The organism is Pedobacter aquae, assembly GCF_008195825.1.
Taxonomy (GTDB): Bacteria; Bacteroidota; Bacteroidia; order Sphingobacteriales; family Sphingobacteriaceae; genus Pseudopedobacter; species Pseudopedobacter aquae.
This window is the reverse complement of the sequence record NZ_CP043329.1, coordinates 866,990-884,848: the sequence shown is the minus strand read 5'-3', so window position 1 is coordinate 884,848 and position 17,859 is coordinate 866,990. Positions and strand designations below refer to the sequence as shown.

The 17,859-nt window shown below is 34.9% G+C and carries 19 protein-coding genes; 6 read left to right on the top strand and 13 right to left on the bottom strand.

Annotated elements, in window-relative coordinates; all coding sequences use genetic code 11:
- The first annotated feature begins 224 nt into the window (after window positions 1-224).
- Both FYC62_RS03955 and FYC62_RS03950 read left to right on the top strand, forming a co-directional pair.
- Entirely contained in the window at window positions 225-1,658 is a 1,434-nt protein-coding gene (locus FYC62_RS03955) for a sialate O-acetylesterase (RefSeq protein WP_149074002.1), read from the top strand.
- Window positions 1,659-3,956 (top strand): DUF5703 domain-containing protein, encoded by a 2,298-nt coding sequence (locus FYC62_RS03950; protein WP_149074001.1) that lies wholly within the window; start codon window positions 1,659-1,661, stop codon window positions 3,954-3,956.
- A 33-nt stretch (window positions 3,957-3,989) separates the two neighbouring features.
- On the opposite strand, the gene FYC62_RS03945 is transcribed toward FYC62_RS03950, so the two are convergent.
- Both FYC62_RS03945 and FYC62_RS03940 read right to left on the bottom strand, forming a co-directional pair.
- Window positions 3,990-4,826, bottom strand: a complete 837-nt coding sequence (locus FYC62_RS03945; RefSeq protein WP_149074000.1) for a DUF6671 family protein — start codon at window positions 4,824-4,826, stop codon at window positions 3,990-3,992.
- A gap of 92 nt (window positions 4,827-4,918) precedes the next feature.
- Window positions 4,919-5,563, bottom strand: a complete 645-nt coding sequence (locus tag FYC62_RS03940; RefSeq protein WP_149073999.1) for a VOC family protein — start codon at window positions 5,561-5,563, stop codon at window positions 4,919-4,921.
- Between the two features lie 89 nt (window positions 5,564-5,652).
- On the opposite strand from FYC62_RS03940, the gene FYC62_RS03935 reads away from it, so the two are divergent.
- From FYC62_RS03935 to FYC62_RS03925, 3 genes are read left to right on the top strand one after another with little or no spacing between them, the layout of a single operon-like run.
- Window positions 5,653-5,961 carry a transposase gene (locus FYC62_RS03935; protein ID WP_205943777.1) on the top strand — a complete coding sequence of 103 codons (309 nt, stop codon included), beginning with the start codon at window positions 5,653-5,655 and terminating at the stop codon, window positions 5,959-5,961.
- 29 nt (window positions 5,962-5,990) lie between these two features.
- Window positions 5,991-6,731 (top strand): DDE-type integrase/transposase/recombinase, encoded by a 741-nt coding sequence (locus FYC62_RS03930; protein WP_240534810.1) that lies wholly within the window; start codon window positions 5,991-5,993, stop codon window positions 6,729-6,731.
- Complete coding sequence (locus FYC62_RS03925; RefSeq protein ID WP_149073996.1) at window positions 6,728-6,925, top strand: transposase; 198 nt, start codon at window positions 6,728-6,730, stop codon at window positions 6,923-6,925. The genes FYC62_RS03930 and FYC62_RS03925 overlap by 4 nt, the downstream gene beginning before the upstream one ends.
- 199 nt (window positions 6,926-7,124) lie before the next feature.
- Here FYC62_RS03925 and FYC62_RS03920 read toward each other — a convergent pair whose 3' ends face one another.
- Together FYC62_RS03920 and FYC62_RS17035 are read right to left on the bottom strand one after the other, a co-directional pair.
- The gene (locus tag FYC62_RS03920; RefSeq protein ID WP_149073995.1) at window positions 7,125-7,625 is read right to left on the bottom strand and encodes a DUF6169 family protein; all 501 of its coding nucleotides are present in this window, start codon (window positions 7,623-7,625) and stop codon (window positions 7,125-7,127) included.
- Window positions 7,609-7,749, bottom strand: coding sequence for a hypothetical protein (locus tag FYC62_RS17035; RefSeq protein WP_168199375.1), 141 nt, complete (start codon window positions 7,747-7,749; stop codon window positions 7,609-7,611). The genes FYC62_RS03920 and FYC62_RS17035 overlap by 17 nt, the downstream gene beginning before the upstream one ends.
- 214 nt (window positions 7,750-7,963) lie before the next feature.
- Here FYC62_RS17035 and FYC62_RS03915 point away from each other — a divergent pair, with 214 nt between their 5' ends.
- Window positions 7,964-9,136 carry an IS4 family transposase gene (locus tag FYC62_RS03915; protein WP_149073853.1) on the top strand — a complete coding sequence of 391 codons (1,173 nt, stop codon included), beginning with the start codon at window positions 7,964-7,966 and terminating at the stop codon, window positions 9,134-9,136.
- Window positions 9,137-9,197: 61 nt separating this feature from the next.
- Here the strand turns inward: FYC62_RS03915 and FYC62_RS03910 are convergent, their stop codons facing one another.
- The 9 genes from FYC62_RS03910 to FYC62_RS03875 form a co-directional block, all read right to left on the bottom strand.
- Window positions 9,198-9,893, bottom strand: coding sequence for a hypothetical protein (locus FYC62_RS03910; RefSeq protein WP_149073994.1), 696 nt, complete (start codon window positions 9,891-9,893; stop codon window positions 9,198-9,200).
- A gap of 164 nt (window positions 9,894-10,057) precedes the next feature.
- Entirely contained in the window at window positions 10,058-10,231 is a 174-nt protein-coding gene (locus FYC62_RS18125; protein WP_394348902.1) for a DUF2158 domain-containing protein, read from the bottom strand.
- Window positions 10,232-10,460: 229 nt separating this feature from the next.
- Window positions 10,461-10,691 (bottom strand): hypothetical protein, encoded by a 231-nt coding sequence (locus FYC62_RS03900; RefSeq protein ID WP_149073992.1) that lies wholly within the window; start codon window positions 10,689-10,691, stop codon window positions 10,461-10,463.
- Between the two features lie 167 nt (window positions 10,692-10,858).
- Window positions 10,859-11,575 (bottom strand): hypothetical protein, encoded by a 717-nt coding sequence (locus FYC62_RS03895; protein WP_149073991.1) that lies wholly within the window; start codon window positions 11,573-11,575, stop codon window positions 10,859-10,861.
- 166 nt (window positions 11,576-11,741) lie between these two features.
- On the bottom strand, window positions 11,742-12,404 hold the full coding sequence (locus FYC62_RS03890; protein WP_149073990.1) for a hypothetical protein: 663 nt from the start codon (window positions 12,402-12,404) through the stop codon (window positions 11,742-11,744).
- 10 nt (window positions 12,405-12,414) lie between these two features.
- On the bottom strand, window positions 12,415-12,771 hold the full coding sequence (locus FYC62_RS17030) for a hypothetical protein (RefSeq protein ID WP_168199374.1): 357 nt from the start codon (window positions 12,769-12,771) through the stop codon (window positions 12,415-12,417).
- On the bottom strand, window positions 12,764-13,615 hold the full coding sequence (locus tag FYC62_RS03885) for a DUF7281 domain-containing protein (RefSeq protein WP_149073989.1): 852 nt from the start codon (window positions 13,613-13,615) through the stop codon (window positions 12,764-12,766). Before FYC62_RS03885 ends, FYC62_RS17030 begins: the two co-directional genes overlap by 8 nt.
- Window positions 13,615-17,301, bottom strand: coding sequence for an ATP-binding protein (locus FYC62_RS03880; RefSeq protein WP_149073988.1), 3,687 nt, complete (start codon window positions 17,299-17,301; stop codon window positions 13,615-13,617). The genes FYC62_RS03885 and FYC62_RS03880 overlap by 1 nt, the downstream gene beginning before the upstream one ends.
- The gene (locus FYC62_RS03875) at window positions 17,285-17,857 is read right to left on the bottom strand and encodes a condensin complex protein MksE (RefSeq protein WP_149073987.1); all 573 of its coding nucleotides are present in this window, start codon (window positions 17,855-17,857) and stop codon (window positions 17,285-17,287) included. The genes FYC62_RS03880 and FYC62_RS03875 overlap by 17 nt, the downstream gene beginning before the upstream one ends.
- Window positions 17,858-17,859: the final 2 nt, after the last annotated feature.

Genomic DNA, 17,859 nt, shown 5'->3' with positions numbered 1-17,859 from the left:
GGATTTATTCTTAATACTCTTTACTTCGAGCCTCGATCGGCGGTCTTCGGACATCGGTCTGCGGTCTTCCGACAGCGGACCTCGGACAGCGGACTGCGGACATCGGACTCCCCCCTAACCATTATACCATTTTCTCCAAGTTCTGTATCATCTTAGCAAAAACTTCTGTATAAGGCACAACTTGCTTAATTTCATTAAATAAACTTTAAATATTTCTTTTAACGATGATTTTACGCTTTTACGGCTTTGTGCTTAGTTTGCTTTTCTTTTGTCTCTCCTTAACAGCGCAAGTAAAATTGGCTCGTGTTTTTACAGACCATATGGTTTTACAACAGCAGGCAAATGTAAAGCTTTGGGGATGGACCAAGCCAAATGAAAAACTATCGGTTTATAGTAGTTGGAACAAAAAACAGCAGACCATAAAAGCCAATAGTAAAGGCGAATGGTGGGTACAGTTACAAACACCAAAAGCCAGCTTTATTGAGCAAGAAATTAGGATTAAAAGTGCTTCTGGCGAGGTAAAACTTCAAAATATTCTGATTGGTGAGGTTTGGTTATGCAGCGGACAATCAAACATGGAAATGCCCATGAAAGGCTTTAAAAGTCAGCCTATTTGGGAAGCCAATGCAGCGGTACTCAAATCATCTAACCCAAACATTAGGGTTTATACTGTACCCAGAGGTTCTCAATTATTACCACAAGATACCAGTAAAACTTCCTTTTGGAAGGTAGCACAACCAGAAAGCATCGCTAATTTTAGTGCTACTGGCTATTATTTCGGTAGGCTTTTACAAGAAATGCTGCAAGTGCCAATCGGCTTAATCAATTGCAGTTATGGCGGTTCTGTTGCTGAAGCCTGGATGAGCAAACAAGCCCTCCAGGACTTCAAAGACATCAACATCCCGCAAAGGCAAGATAGTATAAAATCCCCTAATCGTACCGCTACCCTATTATACAATGCCATGTTAAAACCCATTATTCCTTATGCGATAAAAGGGTGTATTTGGTATCAGGGCGAATCTAACTACGAAAGACCAGACCAGTACGAGTCTTTATTCCCGGCTGTGGTAAAACAATGGAGAGAAGAATGGAAACAAGGCGATTTCCCTTTTTATTATGCACAAATAGCTCCTTATAATTATGCACAATTGCCTCCTTATCGTATTGGTGGCAAATATAATTCGGCCTATATCAGAGATGCCCAGCGTAAAGTAGAAGCTAAAATAAACAACTCGGCCATGGCTGTTTTGTTAGATATTGGTGAAGAAAACAATATCCACCCCATGCATAAAGAGCCAGTTGGAACCCGCTTGGCTTTATTAGCATTGGCTCAAACTTATGGCTTAAAAGGCTTCGGATATGCTAGTCCGGCAGTTGAAAGCACCCAAATCAGCGGAAGCGTTATCACTGTAAAATTTAAAACCGCCCCTAATGGCTTAACCAGCTATAGCAAAGAGCTTCAACAATTTGAGATTGCCGGGACCAATAAACAATATTATCCGGCGAAAGCCATTATACAAGGCAGTACTGTTGTTGTATCTTCTCCTATGGTAAAAGAGCCCGTTGCTGTAAGATATGCTTTTAAAGATTTTGTTGTGGGCGAACTATTCTCTACCGAAGGCTTGCCGCTTTCATCTTTCAGAACTGATGATTTTTAAATGAAAAAACGAAATTTATATAGCCTGATTTTCCTTTTAGCACTTCGGTTAACTGCTGTTGCGCAGGATATTTCTGCTTACCACCCGGTGTGGCTCACGCAAAGTAAAAACGCTGGAGAGTCTATGCCTTGCGGAGGTGGAGATATAGGTTTAAACGTTTGGACAGAGGGAAATGACATCCTCTTTTACTTATCTAAAAGCGGTACGTTTGATGAGCATAATATGCTTTTGAAGCTAGGCAGGGTAAGAATAAAACTGAGCCCCAACCCTTTTGCTGATGGTATTTTTAAGCAAGAGCTTCATTTAAAAGAGGGTTTCATTACCATTGATGGAGCTAAAGGCACAAGCGTAAAAATAAGTGTAGATGTTTTTCATCCGAATATTCGGGTAGAGGTAAAAAGTAAAGAGGACATACATACCCAATTGGTTTATGAAAGCTGGCGTTACCAAGATAGGCCATTAAAAGGGAAAGCCAACAATGCTAATTCTTGGAAATGGGCACCACAAGAACCCGTTGTAGTTTATGCCGATAGCATCAATTTTGAGCAAAATAACATCCTTTTTTACCATAAAAACCGTAAGAAAACTGTTTTTGATGCTACCGTTAAACAGCAAGGTTTAGCCGCTATTCAAGATAGTTTACACAATCCTTTAGCGTATTTAACCTCAGGCGGAATCATCAGCGCAAGCAATATGAAAGCCAGCGGAACGCATACAGGAAAATATTTGGATACTGATTTTAAAGGTTGGAGCTTAAGTAGCATCAAAGCCAGTAAATACCAGCAAATCAACATTACCTTATACCAAGCGCAAAAGCCAGACATCAACAGCTGGAAAAATGAATTGAAAACCGCTCGGCTGAAAGCTCTTAAAGACAAGAAAGCGCAAGACAACACCATGCTATGGTGGCGCAGCTATTGGCAGCGTTCTTATATCTACACCAAAGCCCAAGAAAATACCGAAGATTGGCAAATAGGTAGAAATTATCAGCTTTTTAGGTATATGCTAGCTTGCAATGCTTTTGGGCAATGGCCTACTAAATTTAACGGTGGCTTATTTACTTACGACCCTTCTTTAAAAGATAGCACCCAAAAATTTACTCCAGATTTTAGGAATTGGGGTGGTGGTACGCATACTGCCCAAAACCAGAGATTGCTGTATTGGCCCATGTTAAAATCGGGAGATTTTGATTTGATGTTGCCACAATTTAATTTCTACCTCAATACTTTAAAAAATGCCGAACTACGCACCCAATTTTACTGGAAGCATAAAGGAGCATCTTTTACAGAGCAATTAGAAAATTTTGGGCTGCCCAACCCGGCAGAATATGGTTGGAAAAGGCCTGCCGATTATGATAAAGGCATGGAGTATAATGCCTGGCTAGAATACGAATGGGATACCGTTTTAGAGTTTTGTATGATGATGCTAGAGCAAGAAAACTATGCGGGTAAAAATATCCAAAACTATATCCCATTTATAGAAAGCTGCCTAACTTTTTTTAACGAGCATTATACTTATTTAGCTAAACAAAGAGGCAGCAAAGCTTTGGATGCTCATGGGCATTTAATTTTATACCCCGGTTCTGCTGCCGAGACCTATAAAATGGCTTACAATGCTAATTCTACCATAGCAGCTCTAAAAACAGTTTTAGAACGTTTACTGGCCTTGCCTGATACTTATTTATCTGCCACACAAAAAACGCAATGGGAAACCATGTTGAAGCGTATCCCTCCTATTTCTTATCGTGTGTTAGACGGGAAAACCACCATTGCCCCAGCCAAACTTTGGGAACGTATCAACAATACCGAAACACCTCAGCTCTACCCGGTTTACCCTTGGGGGATATTTGGACTCGGAAAAACAGGCTTAGATACTGCTATCCATACTTACAAACACGACCCCGATGCGCTAAAATTTAGAAGTCATGTAGGTTGGAAACAGGATAATATTTTTGCCGCCCGTTTAGGTTTAACTGATGAAGCTTACCGCTTAACCACTTTAAAATTGAAAGACTCTGGCAGAAGATTTCCAGCTTTTTGGGGACCAGGGTTTGATTGGACACCAGACCATAATTGGGGTGGCTCTGGTATGATAGGTTTACAGGAAATGCTGCTACAATGCCATGAAGATCAGCTATTGCTTTTCCCCGCTTGGCCGAAAAACAAAGACGTAAGCTTTAAACTATACGCACCCAAGCAAACCACCGTTGAGGCAACTTTAGAAAACGGTAAACTAAAACACTTAAAAGTAACACCCGAATACCGAAGAAAAGATATCATCAATTTTATAAAAGATTGATACGTTATTGATTACGAAGCTTTTGCTTCATGCCTAAGGATTACAATAATCGCAATAAGTAGGGTCTTCTGTTTGCTTTTGGTTAGGATACATTTCTTCTTTGCTGAAATGGCAATGCTGGCAGCTGTAAACATAACTCAGCGTTGATTTGGTTGGCAAACCGCATAAATTACATTTTAGCCCAGGCTTGACCGCTGTTACCGCAAAACCCGGCATTTGGCATTGTGGGCATTGCGATTGTATTTTTTCTAGCAGTTTATAGGTAGCTTTTTCTATCACCCCCATTCGGGTGGGATTGTGCATGGCCCTCATATCGGTCTCGGCATAAACACTTTGGTATTCCTTGTTGAGTTGATGGAATACTTTCTTTAATGTTTCAGCATCGTTAATGCCTTTATGAATAGCTGTAAAATTATCTTTTGATGGCCTCAGGATTAATGCATGCTCGGGAAAGCCAATTTCTGCCGCAAATGCTAGAAGTTCTTCCTCATTAGCAATGCTTTTCGCATTAAAATTGGTTGCAGTGCTTAACTCCCTAGCAATAATTTCTATACCATGTTTAAGGTCTATAAAAATCAGAAATTCATCATCGGCTTGAACAAAAAATAGCGATGGATGCGGACCAAAAGAACCTTCACTAGCCAAGCCTAAATCGCAATTATTTTTATGCATGGCTTGTAAGCATTTCTCCCGAGCTGTTGCTATGGGGTCTAAAGTTCGCTCTACCTCGCCCGTGAATGTTCCTAAGGTATCGGTATCAAAAGTTTCATCTACAAAACAAGTAAGCCCCAATGCTTTCTCCAGAAGAGGCGCAATAATCTTTTCTTTATGATGCTTGGTAGCAATGATGAGTTTTCTTCCGTTGAACATTAGCGATAATTTGTCTTTGCTTCAATTTCTTTTTTTAATCTTACGCTAATGTAAGCTCTTATGCATAGTTTTTTATTATTACTATTTTATTATTAGTATTCTATTGTCAATTTAAGTTTCTCAAAATCTCGTTTTTTCCTTTGTTTACCATTGTCGAAAATCAAGTTCAGCCAATGTCTTGAAGACTCAATAAATTGAATTTGATTTTGATTTTTTAAATGCTCTAAAAACGTATTTTGAGAAATTGATTCGCACTCAAAAATCGCATTTGTTAAAACAGAAATATCATTTTTATGTCTTAAAGGCTCGTTTTCGGTTTTCTTTTGACCTTTAAACGGCAATCTAAATGTCCATGGTAAATCTGTCTGGTCTTCATTTTTTATGATATCAATTTCCATTCCTTGTGGAAAATAATCAGGTTGATATTTGAAAGCATTATTGAAAATTGCTTCAGTGTTTTCAGCGTTTACTAGGCAAAGTCCAAAAGGCGAAAAATTGTTGTTTTTATATTCTGCTCGTTGCCAAAGTCCCATAGGCTTTGTTTTGTCGCTTGTAAGCTCGTTTATATTATGGACCCATAAAATTTCCAAGAAAAAGTTTTCGAAATAGAATTTTCGGTTTGCTGTTCCTTGTCCAATGTGAATTCTGTTACTTCCCTCTGTCAAACCGAAGTCCACTAATTCGTCAGCAACTTTTCCATTGTCGTCAGTGAATATAAAAATATGGTCAATGTTCATTGTAATCCTTGTTATTGTTCTAGCCCCCTAAATCACTGGACAAAATAGTGACAAAGTTTTAACTTTAAAACTAAGAACTAATGAGTACAATGAAAAAGCAATTTACGGTAGAACAACGCGTAAATATTGTAAAGGAAGCTGAGCAAATAGGCTTCAACGAAGCGGCTCATAAGCATGGCATATCCAGCAGGGCAATTTACCGATGGAAAGACAAGTTTATATCTGGAGGAGAAAAGGCTCTAAAATATGGAGCTAAGATAGACCCGGAAGTAAGATCGTTAAGGGAAGAGAATGATAGGCTGAAAAAGCTCATCGTTAAACAGGCTCTGATCATCGAGATCAAAGAAGAGCTTATAAAAAAAACATCTCTTCGAATCTCGAAAGAGAGCAGGTCATAAATCAATATTCATCACAAAAGATTAGTATTATGGATTTATGTCAAGCTGTCTCTATGGAGCGGAGCACCTATTACTATCCGACTTCTAGATCAAAAAGAGGGCGAAGACCGTCTTCAAGCGTTTTGTTTGATGGTAATTGGGTAAGCAATGAATCCATGCTCCCCAGGATAAGGGAGCTTCTGGCCCATGAGTTCTTAGATTATGGCTATATCAAGGTTACCAAACAATTAAATCAGGAAGGCTATGTGGTCAATAAAAAGAAAATATACCGCTTGATGAAAAGTCACAATCTGTTGAAGCAACAAAGAATCAAAAGCGTGGGAAAACGTAATTTCATCAAGTTTAGAAAACCACAGGCAAACAAACCTTTAAACTATTTTGAAATGGACATTAAATATATCTATATCCATCAGGAGGCAAGAAATGCCTATCTCTTGAGTGTTATCGATGTTTATAGCAGAAAAATAGTAGCTCATTTGTTCAGTAGGAGCATCCGCAAGAAACATGTAATTGATTTATGGCAAAAGCTAAAAGCAGATTTACCTGACTTTAAATCTATTACCGTAAGAAGTGATAATGGGTCTCAATTTATAGCTAATGATGTAAGAGCTTTCTTCTACTACCATGGCGTTTATCAAGAGTTTACCCAGGTAGCTACTCCGGAAGATGATGGGCATATTGAAGCTTTTCATAGTATTCTGCAAAGAGAATTCCTCAGCAGAAATGAATATACCACCTTTAATGAAATGAAAGATGCAATAGATATATGAAATGCTATAATCAGGAAAGACTGCATGGCTCTCTAAACTATAAAACACCAGAAAAATTTATTGAGGAATATTATGCTAAAAATTTCTTCAAAGAAGGGAAAGATGATAATTCAATCCCTTGCTTAGAAGCGCCTTATTTTGGGGGTAAAACAAATTTAAATAACTTAAATATTAATTCGCAACTTTGTCAATAAGTGTCCGATTTATTGGGGGCTAGAACACGGTCGTGTAAGGTTGCCGCTAACGTTATAAGGGTTTAAGAAGTTGTGATATTAGAACCCACCAAAACTATCGCACAGCACAAACAAAAAATAGAAAGCAGTAGGAGTACAACATGGCACATTCGGAACAATTTTTTAAACCCTTTGTTACCACCAGTACTTTTATTCAACTTTACAAGTCGTTCTTGTAAGAAGCTAAATCACTAAAATAAGAATTAATAGCACCTATGAGTAGCTCACGAAGTGGGTTTTCCCTTGCTATTAAAGCACCGCAATAAAAAACAACATCATTTTGTTTAACAGACTTTTTATGATGTTCAATAGTTTCAAATAGCGATTCTCTATACCACTTACTAAAAGTAATACTTCTGTGCCTAGCAAATTCATCATCAGAAAAACAAAAATAGATTAGAGTGCCATCCCCATTTAGTTTAAAAAACTCTTTAATTATAAAGATGATAGTTTCTTTTACTTTTAAGTCGTATTTAGTTTTGAATTTGTCTGATTTATATGAACCAGCTTTTTCAAAACCAAAACTGTATACAGTATGTTCGTTCCCTTCTTTGTCGTTAATTTGACATAACGTAAAAAAGGCAACGTACTCTATATTACCGTCTGTAATGAAATTATATGAACCGTCTGGATTTTTGGTAATATTATATCGGAGAGACAATTTTAATACCCTTTAATGTAGACAAGGCTTTTCCTTCTCTAATAGCAATAACGATTCTTTTCTTATCAGCCATCATTTTAATCAAAGGATTTACGTAAGATTTCTCTTTTGCTTTAGTATCCATGTGTGAGTTGTTATGTGACATAATTTAGTAGTACAAACCTAGTAATTAAAAATAATATATTCGTCATACCATTACAAATATATTACCAATTCTAATTACAGTCATAATTAAATCTATAATTTATTACAATAGCGTCCTAAACGAATAAAAAAGGAGAAAGGAAAGTTTTAACTCATCGTTACCTTTGAGGTGCAAAAAAACAAACCCTTTCTCAATGGTAAATGTAACACTATTCTCCCAAATCATATCAAAACTTGAGCGTTCAAAGTTCAACAAACTGGTATCTACATCTCAGAGCGACAAACATAATAAAGGTTATACAAGCTGGACACATCTAGTATCGATGTTGTTCTGCCAGTTTGCCAAAAGCCAATCGGTACGTGATATTAGTAACGGTCTTCGTTCAGCTACTGGCAACCTCAATCATTTAGGTATTCAAAAAGCTCCATCTAAATCTAGTGTAAGCTATCAGAACAAGCACAGGGACTATAACATCTTCAAGTCCTATTATTTCATACTGTTAGAAAGTTTGGGACAGCAGGCAGGCTTTAAACAAATAAAGTTCAGGATTAAGTCCAAAATCTTCCTGTTAGACTCCACTACTATCAGTCTGTGTCTTTCTCTATTTGATTGGGCCAGGTACAAAACAGCTAAAGGAGCGGTTAAACTGCATACTCTGCTTGATTATGATGGCAATCTACCAGCATATGTCAATATTACCAACGGCAAAACTGCGGATAACAAAGGAGCTTATGATGTGCCTTTACACAAAGGAAGTGTTATTGTTGCAGACCGATTCTATAATGACTTTGCCCTGCTGAATGTTTGGGACAGCAACGGCGTATTTTTTGTGATCAGACATAAAGAAAACCTCCAATATACTACAGTTAAGGAAAATATATTGCCGGAGAACAGGCATAAGAATATCCTGATTGACGAGATTATTGAGCTTAAAACCGCAAAATCAAAGGACAGCTATCCCAAAAACTTAAGAAGAGTGGCTGTTTGGGATGATAAAAATGAACAAACTATAGAAATTATTACCAATCAAATGTATTGGACAGCAAACACCATCAGTGAGCTTTATAAAAGCAGATGGCAGATTGAAATCTTTTTTAGAGAGATAAAACAGAACCTGCATATCAAATCATTTATCGGAACCACAGAAAATGCCGTGATGATACAGATATGGACAGCGCTAATTACCATCCTCATCCTTAAAGCACTTAAAGCAATGGCTAAATATGGATGGCAGCTCTCCAACCTTATCGCATTTATCAGACTTAACATATTTGTGAAAATAAATCTACAGAATTGGCTCGATAGGCCTTTTGAAGAACCCGATGAGCTAAAAGATAAACAAGTTATTCAAGGGGTTCTTTTCTGAAATCTATTTTTATCTCATAAATTTTAAGCTATTGCGTTACTTTTGATGTTTTCATAAACGTTTAGGACAGTATTGAATTTATTACTAATGGTTTATTACTTGTACCATTGATAATATTCTTAATACCTATAATTTTATCTTCCTCATTCTTTAAATATATGTAGTTTTCTTTAGTACTTGGTTCTTTAGGTGATGTTTTAACAATAGATTTTATTAACTTGTTAGGTAATTCACCAAAATGCTCTTGTAAAAAGTAACCTCCTTTACCTACAATATCTTTTTGTGTAAACTTTACCAATTGAATTAAACTGTTGTCATGAGAATTTATTTCATCCTCTTCATATTCTATATAGTACGTTAATGTGTAATCATCACTGAAACCAATACCTTTATTAACCCCTTTTGATTTAACTTGAACTACAGAGGGATTGTTTTCTACATAATTGAACGTATAAGTATCAATGACAAATAAAATTGGTTTTTGGTTTGAGTCATTTGTAAATCTGTTTTTTACGACTTTTGAAAGTTTATTAGAGGTGTTATAAAAATACTTGTATTCGTAACTATCCGAGCCTAACTCTACCTTATTGAATACAACTCTTCCTTTTTCATCAAAAATATAATTTTTGGGTAAGTTTGAGTTAGTGTCCACAAGTGAACTTTTCTCACCCCCGTCTTGAGTATAACTTAAAATTTTACAGTCCTTCTTACATGAGAGTAAGAAAACACTAAGAAATAAAAGTATTATGTTTTTCATAAATCTAAAGATAATATTTACTTAGCTAACCCCCAATAAAATACATCAAAGTCAGTATGTACCTTTGTATTATGAGAGAGAGAGAAATAAGATTAGAGCTATTAAAGATAGCACAGAAGTACAGCTTTAATGATTCAGAGTTAAGAGTGCTTTATAAGAAACTGCTAGCCCTCCTCGACCTTAACGAGTAGTTCGTCCTCAAAAGTTTGAAACTTAAATTCTTTACTTATTTCGTCAAAATAAGTTACGTTAACATTTGCGAATACGCAGTTCTTTACGGTCATTTTTTGACCACCCGATTTTAATTGTACGACATCACCTATTTTAAAGGTAGTCATGTTTTCTTCGTTTTCCATTTTATATCTTATAAGTCATTTATTTTAAGTCAGTCAGCTAACCACATTTTAGGTTTTAGTATTGGTGGTAAGCTATCATATAATTCATTAAAAGTGTTAAGTAAATTTGTATTTATGAATGATAGAATATATGAGTTGTTAATGCAATTGGGGTCACAACTACCCGAAGATTACGTTTGGTCAAATGAATTAAGAAAAGAGTTTGAAGATATTATTTTTTACCTTTCTTCGCATCAGAAACCTTAGTATCATACGGTGATTTATTAGTAGGTTGTAAGCTAACCTTTTCTTGTCTTGCTTTAGCCCTAATAGAGTTTTCGGTACGCTTTAATTCGTAAGCCATTAAAGGTGTCGGTTTATTTCCGTCTGCTAACTTTTTAAGTTTTTCAACTTCTTCATTTGTCCATTTCTTTCCGTTATTTTCAAGATTTTTCTTTGCCATAATATTGAGTTTTTAGTATTGGTGGTAACGGTTTGGCGCTTGGCGCAGTGGCGGATTTCGGAGCACAAAACTGTCAATACACCACAAAAGTTGATGCGAGGTAGAATGTTCAATTAACCACTTCACCCGCCATTGAGCCAAAGGCCTGTTATAGCCAGTTGTTCTTTTCATCTCGTCCAATATATTTCCAATAATTCGTGAGCTGTCTTCGGTATTAGTTGTCTGTCTTCTTTTGTTTGTCCGCTTACTAATTGCAAATTTTCTTTGAGGTCAACATAAATTGGATGTTTTATACTTGAAAGTAAAAGTCCGCCTTTGTTGAGTTCTTCTGTTACCTCGTTTTTCAGTTTTCCTTTATCCGCTTGTAAGTTGTCGATATAGTCTAAACCACGTTTAATAATTGCATTTGATTTCAAATTTTCAAGTTGTTTGTCTAAGAATGGTAGTCCATATTTTTTGTAATCTCCAAAAATTTCCTTGACAGTTCTTGTGGTGGTTTCAACTTGTCCGTTATGAAAATAGTAAGCGTCTTGAATGTTTAAAGCACCTGAATTATGTATTAAGACTTTCAAGTCTTGGTGAGGATTTAGAAGTCCAATGTTGTAGTTATTTGAAGAAATGTATTCAGGATTTAGTCTTGAAGCAATTGAGCAGGCAAAGTTTTTGTCTTTAAGAGTAAAAATTATGTGAAGTATTTCGTGAACTGTCAAATTGTTTACCTGTCTTAGTCGCTGAAATGAGTAGCAACTATTTTTATATGCTAAAAATTCAAAGTCAGGCAAAACTTCACCTGTCGTCTGAATGAGAATTTGTTTTATCTCTCCTTTTTTCAGTTCGGGTGATTTGTCCTGCTTAGTTGTCAACTCTTTTATTTTGTCTATCAAGTTCAATTTGTCTATTCGGTTGCGATGTCGTTTTACAATTGGCTATAACGGCTAAGGCTTGTTGCTGTTGCGGCATTAATTGCACTCACTTCAAACCCAGACTAATGTAATAGAAAGCACTGAAATTACATAAACCACGTCTGCAGCAATTGCAACAGAGCCGTTGTTAGTAGCCGTTTATATTAAGTTCGTTCTTCAAAATCTCTACGGTCCTGTACATTTTGAACGGAAAGTCATATGGAAAAAAACAGGAACTTCTTTTCAAAGGCTTGTTATTTGAGTCGGTCAGCGTATATACAGAATCGATAAGTTGAAATTGGCCATCATAGTATTTCAAAGAAATTTCACGAGCGGCTTCATTAGTGCATTCGCTATTAAAAAAGTTCGTTTCTTTTTGAAAAGCAAAAAGTCGTCCTTCAGAATCAAAATAGCTCTTGTAAGCAATGAACCAATCTCCACTTTCACTGAACGGGACTTCTACAAAATATCTTAGTTGAGAGTTTTCCTTGAGAATATTATAAGAAGCTTCTACCTCCTCAGGCCATTGATCGTTAATCACTCGAACCAACTTGTGTTTACCTGGTAGTTTTGCCAATAGAACTAATGAGTTAGTATCCGGGGCAAGGGCGTCAATAGAAGCTTTTTCTCCTTTCAACTTCAATTCGAGCTCCTTATTTGCAACAATAGTTTCGGCTCTATTAATTGTATCTGAAAATTTAGGCTCTAGGTCATCTGCAACTTTTTGTTCCTGTTGCACAGTTTTAGGCTGCGAGCAACTTAAAGTTACAAGTCCGGAAATAATAAGAAGTACAGAAGCTGCTGTTTTCATTAAATGGCTACTAACGGTTTGGCGCTTGGCGCAGTGGCGGATTTCGGAGCACAAAACTGTCAATACACCACAAATGTTGATGCGAGGTAGAATGTTCAATTAACCACGTCACCCGCCATTGAGCCAAACGCCTGTTACCAGCTGGCGTTCTTGTCCATTGTGTCAGTAAACCATTGTCGTTGTTGAGTTTCATTGTCTTTGTCGGGTTGGTTTGCGTGTCGGGTGTTTTAATTATTTCAGAAGGGAGGGAGAAAAAAAATTGAATTTCTTCTTGGGTCGGTAAAAGCACACTCTTTGCCAAGTTTTGGCTTGTGTGTCGTGATGTGCGACTTGGCAATGTGTGTGCTTTTGAAGGTTGGTCATTCATTTATTAATCTCTCTTGGTCTAAGCCCTTTTTATTTTTATGGATTAAGTTTATTAGTTCAATTAATTTTTCTTCTTGTATTGTTTTTCTGTCAAAGTTTACTTTCTGTTTGTTGTATCGTTCTTTACTTCCGTTTTCTGAAATTAAGAAGTCGATGTTTTCAGGAACAAAGAATGTCGCCTTGTCGGAAAGATGTTTTTTATACTCGTTTAAATAAATTCCAATTCCAGCAAAATCAAAGTCGCCAAAGTGAATGTATTTATTGGGAATTGATTGAAGCCATTTTATTAAGTCTTTGCTTTGATTCTGAGGATAACGACTTACAAAAAGCGGTTTAATGTCTTTGAAATAGTGTTTTTGTTTGTCTATGAAACGGAAGTTTTCAGGGTTTTCAATTCCAACAATCGTTATGCTTTGTTCGGGAATGAAGTTTTCAAAGTCATAAATGAATTTAAAAATTCCGTCCGTAAAATTAAGCGTTGTCGGTTTGGTGTTAAAAGTTGATTGAATGGGAATGTAACTGTTGATTAAAAAACCTTTGAACGTTCTAACTTTTTTCATTTTAGAATCAGAAGAAACCTCTACTAATTCACTTCGTTGTACATTTTCTTTATGAATTACTTCAATGTATTTTTTTAAGTCGTTAATTCCGTGTTTGTTCTGTAAGTATTGAAATAGTGAATTGATGTTTGTGATATGTATCGTCTTCTGTATTCTTCCGTTTCTTTCAATTATTCCTTCATTAACTAACTCGTCAATCAAAGTGTGTTTTGCACTACTTGATGGAATTTTATCGCCTTTTGTAAGCTGTAATAATTTTTCTGCTATGTGGACGGGAATCTTCATTAAACGTTCGCTTGAGTTTCAATTTTTGCATTTCCCTTTACCGATGTGAGTCGATTAACCATTGTAACATTTTTATCATCTTTTCTTAAAATATAAGTGTGGCGATAATCTGTTGCGTTATATGTATTCGGTGAAGCATTGATAAGTAGAATATTTCTATCATTTGCAAACTTCAAAATTCCTTTTTCATTTGTCGCGTGAAGTTTTCCAATTTCGTCAAGCATACAATGTAAACGGAAATCGTCCTTTAGCTTTTTAGATGCCCTTTCTTTAAACACATTTAAAAGCATAATATTTATCATAGCTTTTACCAAAATATCTGTTCCCTCCGAACCAACATTGGTAAGCTTTTCAACCCAACCTGTGTCATTGTTATTTTCTACAATTTTAAATAGTAATTCAAATGAATCAGAAAGCGTAATTTCTTTTTCCTTTGAAGTGTTCATTTCTTTAATCAGTTGCTTCAATAATGAAATTGCTCTTTCATTTTTGTTAGCTTGTCCGTTTGATGAAAATAAATCAGGTGTTCCTATGTCAAACGTGTTTTCGTCATTAAACATTTTAATTTCAACTAACAACTGATAAATGCTATTTGCACTTTTGTCAGTTTTCAATTCCATACTTTTAATTGCACCTACAAAATTTCTGGCAACAAAATCTTTATTTATTTCGCTTATTATTTTGCTTATTTCGCCCTCTTTCTCTATCAGAGATTGAGTTTCTTTTCCGATTTGACGAATGATATGAGCAAAACGCTCTTCAACTCGTTTTTTGTATTCTAAAATTTTGTCTTCATCAACAAATTCTTTCAGCATTTCGGCAAAATCAAAATACTCTGTTCTTTCAGCAAATTTCACTTTAAAACTGAATAAATTATTTTCTTGGAAATTGCCTGTAAACTTATTTATAGCTTCCTGCAATTCTACATAGCGTTTTATAATTGTATTGTCAGTTGTATTTATTTCGCTTATTAACTGATTGCAATTTTGTTCCGTGCTGTGTACTTCATTAAATGAATAAACAAACTGTTCAACAGATTGATAAATCTCAGTTTTAGTGAAGTTTTCAAAAGTGGTCAAATCGTTTTGATATGCTGAAAGAATCTGATTTAATTTTTCAATTTCAGCTTTATGTTTACCAAGTTCTTGAATGTATTTTTCCTTTTGTTGGTTGTGCTTATCTGCTTCTGTGTCTAATTGCTTTTTAAGCAATGTTTCTTTATTCTTAAATTCATCTTCTTTATCAAACAATTCTCTTTTATCTTTATTGTATTCAGCAACTTTATCTCGGTTAGATTCTATAAAGGACAATTCAGAATTAATTGCATTAAGTCTTAAATCAATTTCGTCAATTCTCTTTGTGTCCGCACCTTTTGTATCAAGTTCTTTCTTTCGATTCGTCTTAATTGCTTCTACTTTCTTGTTTATATTATTCTTTTCTACTTGAGTTTGTTCATCAAGTTGGTTAAGAATAATAGATACTTTTTCTTGCTCTGATTTTATTTTGGTTTCTTTTTCTTTCTTTTTTGCTTCAATAGTTTTTGTGATACTGAATTCTATTTTCTGAACTTCTTCTTCTGCCTTTGTTTTTTCTTCACTTAGTTTAGAAATGATTGCGTCAATTTTATCTATTTCTGCTTTTTGTTCTGCTTTAGCCTTCTTTTCAAATTCAGTTTGACGAATTGTAAGTTCGTCCAATTTAGTTTTGCAGTTTTCTTTAGTGTACTCGCAATTCTGAATAATTTCCTTTTGCTCTTTAATTTTGGGTTGAAATTTGCGTTTCAATTTCTCTAACTCGTCATTAGATTGAGCGTTAAGATTTGCAATAGATTGTTTTATTTCTTCAATCTTGGATTTAAAGTCTTCTTGCTCGTTTTGTAAGTCTGCAACCGTTTTTACACTTTTATTGATTTCGCTTGTGTCGATACTGATTCCGTACAAATTCAAATTTGAATCGGAAACTATTTTAGGATTTAATCCTTGTTGAAACAATACATTTTCTTCGTCAATTATTTTTCCAATGGTTTTATCCCAATTGGGAATGTTTTCATTTAGCCAGCCATAAAGTGAATTTTTGCTATTTTCAATTTTTGTATCAATGGCAACGATAAGTTTATTGAATGCTACTTGCTCTTCTGTTTTGCGTTCAATTTTTCTATTTATGTCAGCCTTTATACTCTTTTCTTCAAATTCCCACTCTTTCTGTATAGACTTGATTTTGTTGTCTGCCTGTTCTTTTTCGTTTTCTGCTTTTGTGATTGCAGAATTCATTTTGGATATATCTGTTTTACAATTTGCAATTTCAGTTTCATAAAAACGTTTATGCTTTACTTCAGATAATTTTATTTTGTTATCAGTAATTGCATTTGATTTTTCTTTTACTTTAGCATTCGCTGTTTTTAATTCTTCTTCGTGTTGTTTTCGGATTTCATCATTTATCAATTCGTATTGTTTATTTAAATCTTCCCTGAAATGAGTAAAATTTCGCTCTACCGTATTCTTTTCTGATTGCTTGTTATTTTCAAATTCTTTAAGTTGGTTCTCCAACTGATTTAATTGTGCTTCGAAGCGTTTTTGTATTTCAAGAAATTTAGATGTCAGAATTTCTCTTTCTTCCGACAAGTTTTTCTTTTCCAAATCCAATGTCGGTTTGTTAGCAACTCGTTTAAGAATTGTTTCAATTCTCAATGCTTCATATTCCTTTTTCTTAGCTGAAATTTCTTTTAATTTTTCTGAAACAACTCCAATCTGTCTTTGTATTTCGCCTTTCTTTTTGTCAAAAACGTTGTCAAGTTCTTTGAGTTTCTCTGATACTCTTTCACGCTTTAACTCTTCTGTGTTTAGCTGTTCTTGAACCTTTGGATGTTTCTCTTTAACATTGTTCAATGAATAGCCTAATTGAAAAGCCAAATCTTTTTTCTTTTGCTCTAAGTATCGCAAAGCGGAATAAGTTGTTGTTACTTTTTCTGCTTGATTACCTATATTTCCTTCTGTCCATTTCTTAATGTCGTTCAGATTTGTTTCAAAATCTTTGAGGTGTGTCTGCGAATACGTAGTTAAGTCAATTTTAACTTCTTCTTCATTTAAGGATTTTATAATTGTTTCCTTTACAAATTCTGCGTCCAACTTTGCATTTAAAAACACATTGGCAATTGTTCTCGGAATATTTTGATATTGCTTGCTTTCAATTAGGGCGTATTTTCTAAATTCGTTTGGTAAACCCTTATTGTTTCCGTACAAAATGTTTCGGTATTCTTCGTAATTGCTAATAATTCTTGTGAAATCGGTTTTCCCTAGTGCTTCTCTTGTTTTATCCCAAGTTTCAAACGCTTTACCATCTTTGTCAATGAAAAACCTTTTATCGTATTCCGAATCTATAAAACGAAAGGCTGCTCTTCCTTGCGACTTAAAAGATAAAACACAAAACTTTCCAGTTTCAGTTTGAACTTCGTAAATGATGTAAGAATTTAGATATGGAAAGTAATATTCATTGTAGTTTTTCTTTTCTCTGGGAATGCCTAATTTTTGAGTGTCGGCATTGTAAAAGAAAAGAATTGCTCTTAACAATGTACTTTTACCAACGCCTTGCGTACCTATAAAATGCACGTTTCCGTCCAAATCTACTTCGGCATACTTCAGTGATTTGTCTGCACTATTGATGAATATTATTTTACTCAGGAATTTCATTTCTTACGTCATCAGGGATATTAATGGTTAAAATAAGTTGTTCAAGATATTTGAATGAAGTTAAAACTTTGTATTGGTGTGTAATTGGATTTTCTAATTCCACAAATGAATCTGAAATCAATTTATCTAAAGCCTTATCCAAAATATCTTTATGATTGTCTTTGCCTGTATGCTTTTTCAAACTTTCAAGTTTTGTTTCTAATTCCGCATCAGTTTTTATTCTTACTAAAATTTCGGAAGGCGTAAATCGGTAGCCCGCACCAAACGAGTTGTCAAAGGTTTTGAAAAAATCAACATAATCAATCCAACGAAAAGCGGTGTCAATTTTATTTTCAAGGTCGATTTTATTTTCAGGTCTGCTGAAATAAAAATACCCATCTCCTTTTTCTAAAATGAAATTGATGTTCAAAAAGTATTCGTACAGATTTTCAAAATTTTGTTCATCATCAAGCACGTTATACAAAGTGCTTATTGCTTTATCATAACTATTAGAACTGATAAATTGCCCTTTGCTTAGAATTTTGAATATTTCCGATGTCTGTGCTGGTACTTCCATTG